Source organism: Nocardia bhagyanarayanae, from assembly GCF_006716565.1.
Classification (GTDB): Bacteria; Actinomycetota; Actinomycetes; order Mycobacteriales; family Mycobacteriaceae; genus Nocardia; species Nocardia bhagyanarayanae.
The window spans coordinates 5,180,939-5,193,606 of sequence record NZ_VFPG01000001.1 but is presented as its reverse complement, the minus strand read 5'-3'; the positions used below and the strand labels follow the sequence as shown (position 1 = coordinate 5,193,606).

The 12,668-nt window shown below is 68.4% G+C and carries 13 protein-coding genes; 5 read left to right on the top strand and 8 right to left on the bottom strand.

The features are described from left to right. Nucleotides 1–40: 40 nt before the first annotated feature. The 6 genes from mvk to FB390_RS22525 form a co-directional block, all read right to left on the bottom strand. Nucleotides 41–1,036, bottom strand: a complete 996-nt coding sequence (gene mvk / locus FB390_RS22550) for a mevalonate kinase (RefSeq protein ID WP_141810731.1) — start codon at nt 1,034–1,036, stop codon at nt 41–43. 166 nt (nt 1,037–1,202) lie between these two features. Then, on the bottom strand, nt 1,203–2,039 hold the full coding sequence (locus FB390_RS22545; protein ID WP_141810730.1) for a methyltransferase family protein: 837 nt from the start codon (nt 2,037–2,039) through the stop codon (nt 1,203–1,205). Further along, the gene (locus FB390_RS22540) at nt 2,030–3,046 is read right to left on the bottom strand and encodes a fatty acid desaturase (protein ID WP_141810729.1); all 1,017 of its coding nucleotides are present in this window, start codon (nt 3,044–3,046) and stop codon (nt 2,030–2,032) included. The genes FB390_RS22545 and FB390_RS22540 overlap by 10 nt, the downstream gene beginning before the upstream one ends. Nucleotides 3,047–3,107: 61 nt before the next feature. Next, nucleotides 3,108–4,376, bottom strand: a complete 1,269-nt coding sequence (locus tag FB390_RS22535; RefSeq protein WP_141810728.1) for a hypothetical protein — start codon at nt 4,374–4,376, stop codon at nt 3,108–3,110. Then, nucleotides 4,373–5,452: a polyprenyl synthetase family protein gene (locus tag FB390_RS22530; protein WP_141810727.1), complete on the bottom strand. Its 1,080-nt coding sequence runs from the start codon at nt 5,450–5,452 to the stop codon at nt 4,373–4,375. Before FB390_RS22530 ends, FB390_RS22535 begins: the two co-directional genes overlap by 4 nt. Before the next feature lie 197 nt (nt 5,453–5,649). Then, a complete protein-coding gene (locus FB390_RS22525; RefSeq protein WP_141810726.1) occupies nt 5,650–6,228 on the bottom strand; it encodes a hypothetical protein in 579 nt (192 codons plus the stop codon). Nucleotides 6,229–7,286: 1,058 nt separating this feature from the next. Between FB390_RS22525 and FB390_RS22520 the strand changes: the two genes are divergently transcribed. Next, nucleotides 7,287–7,592: a hypothetical protein gene (locus FB390_RS22520; protein ID WP_141810725.1), complete on the top strand. Its 306-nt coding sequence runs from the start codon at nt 7,287–7,289 to the stop codon at nt 7,590–7,592. Nucleotides 7,593–7,724: 132 nt separating this feature from the next. On the opposite strand, the gene FB390_RS22515 is transcribed toward FB390_RS22520, so the two are convergent. After that, nucleotides 7,725–8,903 carry a helix-turn-helix domain-containing protein gene (locus FB390_RS22515; RefSeq protein WP_141810724.1) on the bottom strand — a complete coding sequence of 393 codons (1,179 nt, stop codon included), beginning with the start codon at nt 8,901–8,903 and terminating at the stop codon, nt 7,725–7,727. A 228-nt stretch (nt 8,904–9,131) separates the two neighbouring features. Here FB390_RS22515 and FB390_RS22510 point away from each other — a divergent pair, with 228 nt between their 5' ends. Together FB390_RS22510 and FB390_RS22505 are read left to right on the top strand one after the other, a co-directional pair. Further along, the gene (locus tag FB390_RS22510) at nt 9,132–9,632 is read left to right on the top strand and encodes a DNA-directed RNA polymerase subunit beta (protein WP_141810723.1); all 501 of its coding nucleotides are present in this window, start codon (nt 9,132–9,134) and stop codon (nt 9,630–9,632) included. Further along, nucleotides 9,629–9,841, top strand: coding sequence for a hypothetical protein (locus tag FB390_RS22505; RefSeq protein ID WP_141810722.1), 213 nt, complete (start codon nt 9,629–9,631; stop codon nt 9,839–9,841). Before FB390_RS22510 ends, FB390_RS22505 begins: the two co-directional genes overlap by 4 nt. A gap of 214 nt (nt 9,842–10,055) precedes the next feature. On the opposite strand, the gene FB390_RS22500 is transcribed toward FB390_RS22505, so the two are convergent. Next, complete coding sequence (locus FB390_RS22500; protein ID WP_141810721.1) at nt 10,056–10,964, bottom strand: phosphatidylinositol mannoside acyltransferase; 909 nt, start codon at nt 10,962–10,964, stop codon at nt 10,056–10,058. 424 nt (nt 10,965–11,388) lie between these two features. Between FB390_RS22500 and FB390_RS34905 the strand changes: the two genes are divergently transcribed. Then, on the top strand, nt 11,389–11,610 hold the full coding sequence (locus FB390_RS34905; RefSeq protein WP_141810720.1) for a pentapeptide repeat-containing protein: 222 nt from the start codon (nt 11,389–11,391) through the stop codon (nt 11,608–11,610). Between the two features lie 150 nt (nt 11,611–11,760). After that, nucleotides 11,761–12,657 (top strand): SGNH/GDSL hydrolase family protein, encoded by an 897-nt coding sequence (locus FB390_RS22490; protein WP_141810719.1) that lies wholly within the window; start codon nt 11,761–11,763, stop codon nt 12,655–12,657. Nucleotides 12,658–12,668: the final 11 nt, after the last annotated feature.

The window sequence follows — 12,668 nt, the reverse complement described above, 5'->3', positions numbered from 1 at the left end:
CGTGTCTCGAACTCCGGTAGCGAGGGGAATCGTGAATCGGTCATGGTTGTGCGCCTCGGGTCGGAACGATCCAGGTCCGCACGGCGCCCGCCCGGTGCAGTGCGGCGCGCACGCTCGCGGCGCCGTCGCCGGTCTCGGTGAGGGCGAGGACGCACCCACCGAGGCCGCCGCCGGTGAGTTTGGCGCCGTAGGCGCCCGCGTCGGATGCCGCGGTGACGAGGGTGTCGATCTCGGGTGTGCTGACGCCGAGTTCGGCCAGCAGGCTTTGGAATTCGAGCAGTGTCTTGCCGAGCGACTCGGCGTGACCGGCCGACAGATCGGCCGCGGCCGACTCGATCAGATTCGCCGCGCGTTCCAGCAGCCGGTCGGCCGCTGGTCGGTCGGCGTCCAGCTTGCGGCGGACGGCGGCCACCGCGTGCTGCGTGGCGCCCGCTGTTCCGGTGTCGGCGATTACCAGTGCGGCGTCCACGCCGACGGTCAGCTCGCGCGCCGCACCGGCCTGGAACCGGATCGGCCCGGTCGCGACCGCGGCGCTGGCGTCCACGCCGCTGGCGCGGCCGTGCGCGAACTGTTCACCGCACTGCACCAACTCGTAGAGCGCGTCGGAGCCGACGATCCGGCCGTAGAGGTCGGCGACCGCCCGCACCGCGGCCGCCGCGCACGCGGCGCTGGACCCCAGGCCGCGCGCGGGGGGGATCTCGCAGTCGAGCACGACCTCGACCGCCTCACCCACCGAACCCCACCGCCGCAACGCCTCCTCGACCGCGACGTGCGCACCGGACGACGCGGTGGCCCCATTGCCCGCGACGAACCGAAACTGCTGTCCTGCAAGGAAATCGCCTTCGTGCGCGTACTGCGATCGAGCCTGGCGGGCGACCGCGCGCACCGAGAGCGTCGGCAAGGGGAACGCGAGGGCGGGCGTGCCGTGCACCACCGTGTGCTCGCCGAGCAGGATCGCCTTGCCGTGGGCACGACCGGCGCCGTGCCCGTCGGCCGTTCCCGCCGTGGTTCCGCTGCCCTCGCGAACGCTGTTCACGTCGTTTCCTCTCCCAACTTCGAGCAGGGGCCACCGGGGCGTTCCCGTACTGGGGACGAACCGGTGGCGGACAATGCGCAGCCGATGACCAGGTCGATGTGCGGCGACACTGGCCACGGCTTCTGCGGTGGTGCGAAAGCCGTTCAGGCCGAACGACACTCGGCCGTCACAGCGGCTGATCCGAACGGCCGAAAAGAGCTTGGCGCAGACGTGCCCGCGCCGAGGGGCCGAGCGGTGACGGGAAGAAGGCGGGCACCTGCTCGGCGTAGGCGCGGTAGGCCGCACCGAAGCGAGCGACGAGGTCGCGCTCTTCCAGGAACGTGCCGAGCAGGATGTAGCCGGTCAACCCGACCGCCCACAGCAGGTGCCCGGCCGTCATGTCGCCGGCGCACCAGAACGACAGCAGCAGGCCGGTCATCAACGGATGACGCACCAAACGGTAGGGCCCGTGCACCTGCAGGCGGTCCATGGTCGCGTCCGGCACCTGGATCACGTAGTGGCGGTATGCCTGACTGATGCCGAGCAGGTGAAAGTGGTTGAGCAGCAACGTCGCCGCGTAGACCAGCACGAAGCCGAGCCAGAACCCGGCGTCGAGCGCGGTCCCGACGACGCCGTCCGCCGACCAGATCCGCTGGGGCAGCGGCTGCCACACCAGGCACATCACCCACACGACCACGCAGACCATGACGATGTAGACGGTGCGCTCCAAGGCTTCTGGCACCCAGCGGGTGATGAATGCCTTGAACGCGGGGCGTGACATACCCGAGTGCTGCAAGCCGAACAGCGCGAGCAGCAGCACGTCGATGGCGATGGCGGGACCGGTCGCCAGGTGGGGTCCCTCGTCGACGGTCTTCGGCAGCCACCAGCCCCCGGCGAACAACAGCAGCAGCGGGACGGTCACTCCGGCGACGCCGTAGACGCCGAAGGCCAGCAGGAACGGGACTAGCCGGCGGCGGTCCGCCAGCGCGCCCCGAACCTGTTGCTGCGTGGTGGTCAGATCCATGCGAACCAGGGCAGGAACCGCGGGCGGACCGTCCCCGTCTCCATCCGCTTGTCCAGCTTGGCCTTCCACCGCTCGCCGTAGCGCGCGTCGAGGAAGCCACCGGGCCGGACCAAGCGCCACGACGACTGGATCGTCATCCAGTAGGGCACGATGACGGCCGCGTCGACCTGGCGCATGAAGTCGAGCTTGTCGGGGATCTGCGACCAGTGCACACCCGGGTACCGGTGGTGCACGCTGTGGTAGCCCTGGTTGAAGATGAAGAAGTTCAGCCAGTTACCCGCGGTGTTCAGCGATTTGCTCGGGTCGTCCTCGAACACCCGCGCCGGCGCGTGGGTCAGCCAGGCGAAGTAACCGGAGTTCACCTGGGTGATGAGGAACGGCAGGCCCCAGAACAGCGCGAACCGTTCGAAGCCCGCGACGTACCAGATGCCGATCGGCAGGGCCAAGGCCAGCGTCAGGTCGAGAACGAACGTGTGGCGACGCTTGCGCCGGCCTTCGGAGGGGTTGGCGGCGAAGATCATTCGCATGGTGTGGTTCTTGACGATGGTGCCGTACCTGATCCAGTACCAGACGGCGCCGAGCCCGCGCTCCATGCCCTCGGTGGAGGTGACGTCGCCCGGTCCGTCGTTGAACCGGTGATGGTTGAGCACGTGCACCTCGCGCATCTCCGCCGAGGTCAGCGTGGCGGGCAGGCAGCACATGATGTCCACGAACCGGTTCATCCGCCGCGAGACGAACAGCGCCCGGTGCGTGTGCATGTGCATCACGCCGATGGTGAGGGAGAAATTCAGCAGGGTCAGCAGGAGGATCAGCGGCGCCGCCAGGTACCAGTTCGTGGCGATCGGCACGAACAGGCCGAAGGCGAGCAGCACGACCCACGCCAGGATGTGCAGCAGCGGGCCGACATTCGCCGGGTGCTCGAGCTTCAGCACCCGGCGGCTGAACGGTGGTCGGTCGGACGATGCCGGGGGCGTTCCGTCGCCGGGACGGGTTGGCACGGTGGTCATAGGTGATCTCCTCGGGTGTTGGTGTCGGGCGTTCCTATGCCGGGGTCGGATGACGAACTGATCACGGGCGGTCTCCTCCATGGGTTGTGCTGTCGAGGGCAGCCAGCTGGAAACTCGTTGCGAGGGCGCGCATCTCGTCGGCCCCGCGGGGTGGCAGCCGGTCCAGGGCGCCGAAGGCCAGGTGATCGGCGATCATCATGGTGCGGATGTCGGCGTCGGAGAGTTTGCCCGTCAGCGGTTCGTCCGGCAGTGCCCGCACGAGGGCGAAGGTCGTGTCGATGATCAGCGGAACCATCGCGGGCGACAGCGTGCTCGGGTCGATCACGCCGAGCAGCCGCGCCGCGGCGTCGGAACCGGTGCCGAGTTCCGGCGAGGTGTCGAGCACCCGGTGGATCGCCGCGTCGGCGCATCCCTGGACTCGCTCGACCATCTTGGCCCAGCGCTTGGGCGACAGGATCGCCAGCGCGGTCGCACCGATCGGTCGCCGGTAGGGGACCGGTGCCCCGACCGTGGTGCACAGGAAGCCGGTCGTCGTGATGGTCATGTACGCCATCGCCGCCCGTGCGCCCGGGTGGGGGGTGCGCGGGCCGAGCCGCGCCAACAGGGCGAACCCGCCCAGAGCCGGCGCCAGCAGTCGCAGCATCACCGCTCGGGTCAGTTCGGCGCGGTCGGCGACGCCGTAGAGTGCGAATTCGCCGTCGCGCAGGTCATTGGCCGCTTGGGCGATGACGCCGACGCACGCGGTGAGCTCGCGCAAATCGGCTTCGGCACAGGCCTCTTCGGCGACCAGCGTGCACGCGTAATGCGTCACGCGGCCGAGCACCCCCTCGCTGTACGCGACCCGCGGTAGCGGGGAATCGAGGTTGCGGGCCATCACATCGCCGATATCGAGCAGCAGGCTGCCCACGCGTTCCTGTCCCGCGACCGGCAACGCCGACACCAGCGCGCGCACGTCCGGGATGCGTTCGGCCAGCACCAGGTCGACGGCCTCGCTGTCGCGAACCGCGACCCGCTCCGGCGGTGGCGGCGGGGTGCCGGTGCCGCCGGTGAGGTACTCGGCGGCGGTCCGCACGGCGTCGCCCGCCAGCGGACGGTCGATCAGGTCCTCGTAGGCGTCGAGCACGCGGCAGGCGAGCAGCGCCGCGGTGGCCTCGGCCCGTAGGTCCTTACCGAGGAAACCGATGGCGATGCCCATGTTGCGTGCCGCCGGGATCAGCGCCAGCCTGGCCAGTTCCTCCGGCGAGCCCGCCGCTCGCAGCGCGGCGATGTCGGGTGCGCGGCGCAGGTTGCGCAGCCCGTTGGCGAGGATGCCGAGTCTTCCTCCGGTCATCGCGACACCACCTGTAGCGCCAGGTTGCGCAGGTCGTCCCGCGCGGGGGTCGGCGGGAACGTCTCCAGCGCCTCGCACGCCGTCTCGGCGGCGCGAACGGCGGCGTCGTGCGCGGCTTTGGTCGCCCCGCTGCGCACCAGGTCGGCCTGCAACTCGGCGCTGGAAGTCGTTGGCGAGAGCCACATTTCGCGAGCGTCCGGGCGTATCGCCAGCCATTCGATCACCGGCCAGGTCGGCACCCTGCGGTCCAGGTCGCCGCAGGCCTCCTTGCCGAGGGCGGGATCGCCCTCGACGTCGCGCACGTCGTCCATGATCTGGAAGGCCAGGGAGAACTGCTCCGCGTACCGCATCAAGTCGCGCAGCCGCTCGTGGTCGACTCCGCCCGCCGTGCCGCCGTACGAGCAGGCCAGCCGGAACAGGGTGCCGGTCTTCGCGCCCGCGACGACCTCGTAGTGCCTGCGCAGCGCGGCATCGTCGACGTCGGGGGTCATGGTCTCCACGAGCTGCCCCGCGGAAAGATCCGAGATGCTGTCCAGGTAGGTGACGCCCGGAGCCTCACCGAGCTGCCCGCAGACCACGGGGTTGTCCTCGAGCACCCGCGCCAAGACCTGTAATGCGGTGCCCGCCATGTGGAATCCGACCCGGGCGGCGGTTCGGATACCGAACAAGGCGGGCACCGAGGGGGAATCGCGCCGCAGCAGGGAGCTGTCGCAGATGTCGTCGTGGATCAGCGACGCTTCGTGGAGCATCTCCATCGCGCAGGCCAGGTCGACGGCGTCGGGAACGGAAGCCGATACGGCCGACGGCAGCAGGCGGTGGCAGTCCAGCACCAGCCTGGCGCGGACCCGTTTGCCTGGGGCGGTGAGGACGTGGCGGTAGATGTCGTCGAAATCACTTCCGGTGACCAGGATTTCGCGCATCCGCTCGGTCACGATCGCCGCTTGGTCGACCGGCGCGACGGGCTGGGCGTCGAGCTGCTCGACGGAGTCGGTGAGGGTATGTCCGTTCGACGCCGGGGCGCCGATGCGCACGCGGCCGTCCACGACCGTGTGCGCGGTGCTCGACCGTCCGGACATGGCCGCCACCAGGCGCCCATCCTCCTGATGTTCTGACGGTGACGTGGGATTGTCCATTGGCGGTGAGCTCCTTCGGTGTCATAGCGAGCGGAGTCGGGCATGCGGCGGCGACCACGGGCCTGGAAAGGGCGTTCGGTTTGCCGATGAATCGGCTGTTCGGCAGCAGGCGTCGATGCCGCCACCGCGACTTCGGTGAGCTAGTCGTCGCTGGTCTCGGTGGGGGCGGAACGCAGGTAGTCGGCGATTTCGTGGTCGCCCGCGGGAGTCGGCGTCGGTATGCGCCGAGCGAGGGGTCCGCGACTGGGTCCGGGGGAGGTGATCCGCGAGGCGGACGGCAGTGCGGCCGTCGCCTGTTCGGGAATCCACGGCTTTCCGGCTACGGAACCATCGCGTAGTCGGGTCGACTTCGCTGTCGACTGCCATGAAATGAGTTGTGCGCCACTATGTTTGGCGCGTAAGTCGGCCGCGGTGACCGGCAGTGTCCGGCGCCGCGACGCAGCGGGGACATGCCCGCTGCCGAGATCGTCGAGTCGGCAGCTCTCGACGACACCTCTCGGACGCGGGCATATGACTTGCGTCCGAAGGGTTTTCACGTTCTTGTGCAGAGATCCGGCGTCATCCACAACCAGCACACCGTCCGGATCGCCGGTGTGCTCGTCCGCGTAGGCGCGCGGATCGTCACGCACGCGGTAGTAGTCGTTCCACATGTTCTTGCCCGACGCCCGCCGCAACCCGTCCATCACCCAGCGCAACCACAAGCGCAACAAGTTCCTCAACCACGAACATAGCGAAAGAGGCTACCGCACAACACATCTAGTCGCGCGTCGAAACCGACCGGAATTCTTTGAGCAAACTTCTGTGAGGAATCACAGTGCAGGACAATGCAACTCAGACACGGTGTCCGAGCGGTCCAACCCACCGGCCGAGCTGGAGGGCAGTGGTGGAACATTCCGCAGCAGGAGGGCGTCGCAGACCTGAACAGACGGACATATTCCGGAAATTGGTTCCACACAAGACAATTCGATCGCTACTGGTTTGCCCTTACGCGCTCGTAGTGCATTCGGCAACGCGTCTGCTGCCAGTCTCTCGAGGTGTGGGAAGTGAGCCATGTCGGCGTGCGCGCGACGTTCGCGAACGCTATCGTTCGTTGACAGGCTCGTGATCCGAGCCGTCGAGCAGCGCAGCCGACCGGCTTGCCAATAGATTCAAACCAGTTGGAAATAAACGGATCTCAGCATCCCCTCGACATCGCCGTCTCCGGGGCGGCGTCTGGACAGGTATCGCATGCGAACCGGCCTACGGCTGGTCCGCTACATCAGGGTGCCCGCTCGACGGGTGTCGTGCACTCTCGGCTTAACGGGATACAGTCGGCTGCAACGATTTTCGGCCGATTACCAGCTTGGTCACGTCGCCGACGAATTGGACGGCATCCACCGCGCTGATCCTCATCACGCCGCCGCGCTCATCACCGTGCTGCCGTCGGAGGTCTATCGATCGCTGTCCACCACGGTGATCGCACTGCTGGTCAGGGCTGGCGCCGGGGACCGGAGCTGCTGGTCTCGCTGCTCGTTCCGTACGGATCACCGGTGCTGCCGCACGGGGCATTGCCCGACCGGGGTGCCGGACTGATCGCGTTTTCAACTGTCGCGGGTTGCCGATCTTCCAACGGCGGGCGCACCGAACCGGAGGCCACCTGAGTGTGATCGAACCACGATGAGGGTGCGTCGTCCCGCCCCCTGGGTGTCCTTTCGGCAGGTTCCGGCGTCTATGAGGCTGGACAGCGTCACAACGACAGCGGGACCGCCCCGCCAGAGGACACGAAGGAGCAACCTGTATGACGACCAACCAGCGCTCGACCCGCACCCACCGCATCGCACGCGCCCTGGCGATCGCCGCGGCACCCGCCCTGCTGGGTGCCGGCCTGGTGACGGCCGGCGTCGCCCATGCCGAACAGGACCCCAACCTGCCGACCTGTTCCTGGCCCAACCTGGTGTGTGGCGGCCAGCGAGATCTGACCCCAGGCGGCCAGACCAACCTCACCCCGGGCGGCCAGACCAACCTCACCCCGGGCGGCCAGACCAACCTCACGCCCGGCTCATCGACCACCGGCAACAGCGGCGGCTACTACCTCTACTACTGATCACGGGGCCGACCAGGCCGAATTCCCGGTGGCCGCGGCCTCGGCGACGAGGGTCGGGGTCGTGACGGGAACGACAACTGCTGCGGTGGCGCCGCCGAACGTCGGCAACCCTGCCAACCGCAGCAGGTCGGCTCAAAGGCTCGCGCCGAGCCAGGAGGCGAAGCCGACGAGGCTCTCGGTCTGGCGGCGCTGAGCGGCGGCGATGCCGAACAAAGTCTCGCGGACCGACGGGTGCAGGCGCGTCTGTTGAGGTGCCGCGGCACGGGCCTTGTTGAGCGCGGCAAGGGCTTGGTCGGGTTTCCCCGTCATCAGCCAGGCGCGGGCGTTGTCGTGCCAGTGGTGCCCCGCCCGTGGCGCGGCCATATCGGGCGGGAGGGCCAAGGCAGCACCGTCACGCGCCGCTTTGCCGGGGTCGCCGGCCTCGAGCTCGACCGCGCAAGCGTGCACCTCGACGTTTCCCGGGCCGAAATCCGTTGTGTACAGCGAGCTTTCCCCGGCCATCGGGCTCGCGATCCGCCGTGCCGCACCGATATGGGTTCGTGCGTCGTCGAGGCGTCGCGCACGGGCGGCGACGATCGCGCCGCGCAGGTGGCAGTACCCGCGAAGGACTTTTTCCGCCTCGCTGTCACCGGGCACCAGAGCCAGGCCACGATCGACCAGTGACATCGCCACGTCGGTCGCTCCATGTGCGATGAGGAGCCGCGACCGTTTGATCAGACTGCGGACGGCATAGGCGGGATCGTCGGCGTGCGCCGCGGCCCAATCCAGCCGATCCAGCACCAGCGCCGTCAACGACGAGTAGCCCAGTCGGCCGCACGCCCCCTCGGCGGCGATATACGCCGCGCACAGCATCTCGTACGCCTTCGCGCGGTCCCGGTCGTTCCGCGCGGCGTGGACCGCGCCGTACAACTGCCGGATCAGATCGGGGAGCAACACCAGGGCACGACGTGTGCGGTCGCTCCGCAGAGCCACCTGCACCGCCGTGAGGCCGGCAGTCAGCTCCTCGAAAGGGAGCGGCTCGACCGCTCGCACGTACGCGCCTTCCGCCAGCACCGTGCGCAGTTCGGCAAGCCCTTCGATCGGCCCCTCTTCGGCGAGAGTATCGACATAGGGATTGCCCTGAAGCCGCTCCGGTTCGACGCCGAGCGCGCCGGACACCGCCGCGATGAACCCAGGGGACGCCACCTCACGCCCTTGTTCGACCGCCTTGACCATGCTCAGGCTGTACTTGGCCCGACCCGCCAACTGCTGCTGGCTCAGTCCAGCGATCTTGCGTTCCGCGGCAATCCGCTCCCCAGCGTGCTGGCCCATGCCCCGAGGGTAGATCGATCCCCGCCACACCGCCCCTCACTACCCGAAACCTGTCCCTTCACTGGCCTTTCGAACACAACCGGACCAGCAAGCTGATATCCGGCTCCGCCGCCGGGTCGATGCGGTGCCCCTTATCGGTCCCCGGCGGCGGACGCTCCGCGTATGTCGAGCGAACAGGGAGGGTGTTCCAGCGATGGGGTTGTTCGATGCAGTGACCGGGAGGCTGTTGTGAGCAACACTCCGCCGCATACCGATCCGTTCGCGCGGGTCGGCGCCGATACACCCCGTTCCCGGGTCGCCTATTACCGCACGGTGTGCAACCTTCCCGCGGTGATCGAACCCGGCACCGGGCGAATCAGTTTTACCGCGGGCATGGTGTGGGCGATCGAGATGCCCTCCGAACTCGGGCAGTCGGTCAAGATCCATCTCGACACCACCAAGCAAGGCGGCGGGCCGATCGTCACCCACCCCCGCTCCCACACGTGGACATTCCTCGTACGCTCCGACATCCCGGCAACCATGGTCGCGGCCGAAGCGGCGTTGTATCGCAGCCGCCGAATCACGGTGCTGGGCAACGGCGATCAAGTCGCGCTGCCGTCACCGGCCGATCAGGGCTCGGAGTATCGCGGGTGGATCACCGCCGCGCATTCGGTGTTCCGCCCCTCCGGCCGGGCGGTGCTCTACGGAGTGCACGCGTGTCTTACCCCGCCCCATGAGCATTCGCGATGAGCACCGTCTCACCGCGACCGGAGGAGCCGGACGTGCACCTGTCGGTGTTCCTGCACGGCGTCCGCATGGACTTCGTCGCGTGCCTGACCGCCGCGCTGGTGTTCGTCGCCGACCACCGAGACCGCCACTACCTCGACGCGGTAACCGTCGACACCGCCGCGAACGGATTCCCCCGGCTCCCCAACGAACGGCTCTATCTCGAACCCTGACCCAAAGCGGTTGTGGGCATCGGAAACGAACGGCGGCGGACCGAGAAGCGATGGCGAGCCGCGGCACTGGCTTGGATGAAGACAGCGCCGCAGCCCGCTGTCGCGAGAGTCCAGTCACAAGCCGTCGCCGCCTGATTCGGCTCCGTCATCCGTTCGCTGGCCAGCGCGGCCGAGCAGGTGTCCCTTGGCCGAACAATCGGCACCGGCGATCTGCTCAATCGCGGCGAGCGCGCATGCGGGCTAGCTCGTCGGCCGTGTAGTCGGCGATCCACACCCTTTGCAGCATGTGCCAATCTGCCGGGTGCGCGGCAATGCCGGCGGCGAATCGATCGGCAAGCACTTGAGTGGTGTGCCGCACTCCGCCCGTCGTGTCGATCGGCGCACCGACGTGGAATCCCCAGCCTCCGGGAGTGAACCAGCAGTGCACCGGCAGCAGCGGTGCACCGGTGTCGATCGCCAGCCGGGCCGGACCGGCGGGCATGCGGGCAGGTTCACCGAAGAACGCGACCGGCACGCCCCTGCCGGACAGATCGCGCTCACCGAGCAGCCCGACTATGCGCCCCTGCCGGAGCCGCGCGGCGAGGTGCTCGAACGGTGGCGTCGCGGAGCCGGTGAGCGGGACGATCTCGAAACCCAAACGCTCACGGAACCGGACGAAGCGCCGGAACAAAGATTCCGGCGCGAGCCGCTCGGCCACGACCGTCGGTGAACCTACCCGCTGCACGATCCAGACCCCCGCCAAGTCCCAGTTCCCGCTGTGCGGCAAGGCCAGCACCGCGCCGCGTCCGCGCTCGACCGCCTCGTGGATGTGTTCGAGCCCGCTGGCCGAGGATTCGATGGTCTCGGCCAGCCGTACGGGATTCATCGACGGCAGCCGGAACGCTTCGCACCAGTAGCGAGCGTAGGAGCGCAAGCTCGCGTGCACCAGGTCGTCCGGCACTTCTTCCGGCGCGGTGGCCAATACCCGAGCCAGGTTGCGCCGCAACTGGTCTGGTCCACCGTTACGGGCGGAGCGGTCGGCCGCGATGTCGAACAGACGGCTCGCCCACCGCTGCGGCATGGCACGCACCAGCCGCCAGCCCGCCGCGTACCCGAGATCCCAGGCTAGTTCCTTCGGTTTCACTGATCACTGCCGGCCGGGACCGCGGCGTCGTCCGTCGCCGCGGGACCCGACACGGCGCTGCTGAACACCGGAGGACACACTTGGCCGTCACCGGCCGGTACGGAGGTGGCGGTGGGTTCATCGAGGTGACTGAACAGATTCGGCGGCCGAGATTTACGATTCATCCCTGAAGTGTCCTCTCGGAAACGAAAACAGCGGTGACCGGTACCGTCGACACCGCCGAAACTCCTTTCGCGACGGGCACTCGGACGCGGCAGCTACTGCTCATCCAATAAGCCCGGTCGAGCTTTCACCTTGCCACACTGTAGCGATAAGCCGGCTATCAGCGCTGAACCCCGCCGGTTTTTCCTGGACCAACGAATGTTCGGACGACTCGGTCGTCCACATCGTGTGCCGTGTAGAACCTCGCTGGCCAACTTCTCGCATGCGGGGGGCTGAACTGGCCGACGCCGATTTGCGCGGCGCGGATCCCACCGGCGCGGACCTGACCCGAGTCGACGCGACGGGAACCGACTTCTCCGGGGCCGAGATCCCGGGCATCGCAACGGCGAAAGACGTGACGTGGTCGGAAACGCCGCGTTGGGGGAGTACTCCGAGGAGGTCCGCTCCCGCTCGCGCTCCCTCGGCGGCGGCCGATACCGACTGAGTCCATAGGACGCGCGTAGTCCGGGACGAATTCCGCGTTGCCGAAGCCGATCTCCGCGGTTGAGGGCGCATGCCCACACAACCGTGCTAGATTCCGTCTGGACGTTAGTCCAATTCATACACGGCGTCGGGTAATTCGAGCGGAGAAGCAGTGCTTGGGGCCACGCGTACATTGCTGACGTCGGCCGCGGTGGCGATCCTGCCATTCGCGGCAACGGCGGGATCGCCCGCCGGACCGGCGACAGCCGATCCGGCGTACTCCGAGTATGTGGCGCTGGGGGACTCGTGGGCGGCCGATGCCACGGGCAGCCAGATCAGCACGCAGTTCGCGCCGGTGAATTGCCTGCAGAGCGCCCACAACTATCCGAAACAGGTGGCCGCCGCACTGTCGGTTCCGGTCTTCCGCGACGCCACCTGCGGCGGCGCCGAGACCCGGCACATGACGAGCCCGCAGGCCACGGCGCTGGGCAGCAACCCACCCCAGTTCGACAGCCTCACTCCCACCACGGATCTGGTGACGCTCGGCATCGGCGGCAACGACGCCGCCCTCGCCAAGTCCGTATTCACCTGTCTGACGCTCGATCCCGCCGCCACACCGTGCCGGGACACGATGATCACCGGGGACACCGACCTCATGACCGAGGCCATCGGCGTCGCCGCAACCCGGGTGACCGCGACCATCGCGGGCATCCGTCAACGCGCCCCGCATGCCCGCATCCTGCTGCTGGACTATTTCGATGCCGTCGGCACCACCGGCGGCTGCTTCCCGGAAATCCCGATATCCGACGCCGACGCGATCTGGCTGGGCGACAAGCTCGTCGAGCTCAACCGCATGCTGGCCCGCGTCGCCGCGGCCACCGGTGTGGAGTTCGTCGACACCCACACCGGCAGCACCGGCCACGACGCCTGCCAGCCACCCGGAATGCGGTGGGTGGAGGGGCTCGTCCCGTTCTCCAGCACGCCGGCCGGACTCGCCGTGCCGTTCCATCCCAATCAGCTCGGGGCGGACTACCAGGCGCGGCGGGTGCTGGAGACGCTGGGCGCGTAGCGGTGCGGAGC